Annotated in this window: 2 protein-coding genes; both read right to left on the bottom strand. The window is 68.9% G+C overall.

What is annotated here, in order from left to right; genetic code table 11:
- Window positions 1–1,216: D-tagatose-bisphosphate aldolase, class II, non-catalytic subunit (locus tag EN742_RS33535; protein WP_128333803.1), on the bottom strand; the 1,216-nt coding region annotated here is incomplete at its 3' end.
- The coding region (locus EN742_RS33530; protein WP_148670460.1) for a sugar kinase at window positions 1,216–1,910 on the bottom strand (695 nt) is incomplete at its 5' end. The genes EN742_RS33535 and EN742_RS33530, both read right to left, overlap by 1 nt.

Here is a 1,910-nt window from a genome sequence, read left to right as displayed (position 1 = left end):
GGATGGCTTCGGGATCGCTCGCCGGCCCGAGGCCTGACGGCAGCGTCGGCAGGAATTGCCGCATCAGCGTTTCGGGGATGCCGACGCCGGTAAGCACCTCGCGCAGGCGGCCGACGGCGACGCTTGCCGCAGGATTGCCCCAATAGTAGCGGATGCGATCGCTGTAGCTGTAGTGACGCTGCAGATGGAGGCTGGTCTCGCCGCCATGATAATGACTGCGCCAATGGCCGGGCGCCGCCAGCATCACCCGCTCCATCGCGCGGGCAAGCGAGCGCTCGCCATAGCCGGGGACCATTTCCGCGGCGATCAGGTCGAGCCCGTAGAGCGCCTCGCGCAAGGCAAAGGTCAGGCCCGGGCCGACCTTGAGGATCGGAAAGCCGTTGGCGACCAGCGCCGTCAGCGCCGCGCGGCTCTGGTAGTCGGTGGAGTGCGCCTCGTAGACGAGCGACGGCTGTTCATCGAGCAGTCCGGTCAGCGCCTTCGATGCATCGGGTTTGTAGGCGATGACGTTCTCGCTGCCGAATTCGACGCCTGGCTGCACGACCAAAGCGATGACGCGGCCGAACGCTTCACCGAGGCCCTCGCGCGCAAAAATCTCGCGATGGCTTTCGATCGTGCGCCGCGCTGCCGCCGCTTCGGTTGGCTTCAGGTCGCTGAGCGCGTGATCGGCGCCGCCGGGGACGGGAACCTCGGTGCCGATGATGTAGAGCGGCAGCGCGCCGCCCTTGGCCCGCGCCGCCTTCTCGGCCGCCTTGGCGAGCCGGGCGGCCCGCGTCGCGATGGTCTCGTCGTCGAGGGCTGCGGGCTCGCCGGCGCAGCCCATCGAGGCGTCGAGATGGATCTTGCTGAAGCCGGCCCATACATAGGCCGTGACCATGGCTTCGGCCTTGGCCATCGCCTGCGCCGCCGGCTCGGAGCGCCATGGATTGGGCCCGAGATGGTCGCCGCCGAAGATGATGCGCGAGGGCTGGAGCCCCTCGCGGCTGGCGATCTCCTTGACGAAGGCGACGAACAGGTCGGGCGTCATCCCGGTATAGCCGCCGAACTGGTTGACCTGGTTGCAGGTCGCCTCGATCAGCAGCATCAAATCCGGGTCGGCGACGGCGCGCCGGATCGCCGCCTGGATCACCAGCGGATGCGCCGAGCAGATCGAGGTGATGCCATAGGGCGACCCGTTTCTGCGCGCTGTGGCGAGGCCTGTCAGCGGATTGGTCATCATGTCGCTCGCGCCGTCCCGGCGATGAAGTCGTCAAGCACGTCGAGACCGGCAAGGCCTTCCATCGGCCCGCGCCGCGTCACGTTGCGGGCGCCCGCGGCATTGGCATAGAACAGCGCCTTGGCCGGCTCCATCCCCTTGCGCCGGCAGGTGAGGTAGGTGGCGCCGAAACAGTCGCCGGCCCCGGTCGGGTCGACTTCCTCGACCAGGAAGCCGGCGCAGTCGATCCGGCTGCCGTCGGCGCCGAAACGGGTTGAGCCGGCGGCGCCGCGCTTCAGCACGATCTCGCCGACGCCTCTGGCGATCAGCGCCGCCACAGCCTCTTTCTCGTCGTTGACGCCGGCCGCGGCAAGCAGCTCGTCGCCGGAAGGCAGCAGAAGATCGGCGTCGTCGACAAGGGCGGAAAGCAGCGCGCCGTCGGCGCCGTCGATCAGCTCCTTGCGCACATTCGGGTCGAAGGAGGTCGAGCCGCCGCGCGCCCGCACCGCCTTCACCGCATAGGCGACGATCTCCTTCAGCCCCGCTACCGACAGGGTCGAGCCCATGACATGCAGATGGCCGGCACCGTCCGCCAGTCGCCGCGCCTCCGGCGTGAGGCGGATCTGCCCGGCGGCGGATTCAGCGATGTTGTAGACGAAGTCCCTGCCGCCGTCCGGCCTGTAGCGCACGAAGGCGCTTCCGGTCGGATAGCGGT

Origin of the sequence: Mesorhizobium sp. M4A.F.Ca.ET.020.02.1.1 (genome assembly GCF_004022645.1) — a bacterium.
In the GTDB taxonomy this organism is placed as follows: domain Bacteria; phylum Pseudomonadota; class Alphaproteobacteria; order Rhizobiales; family Rhizobiaceae; genus Mesorhizobium.
The sequence above is the reverse complement of the archived record's forward strand: the minus strand, read 5'-3'. Positions and strand labels throughout refer to the sequence as shown.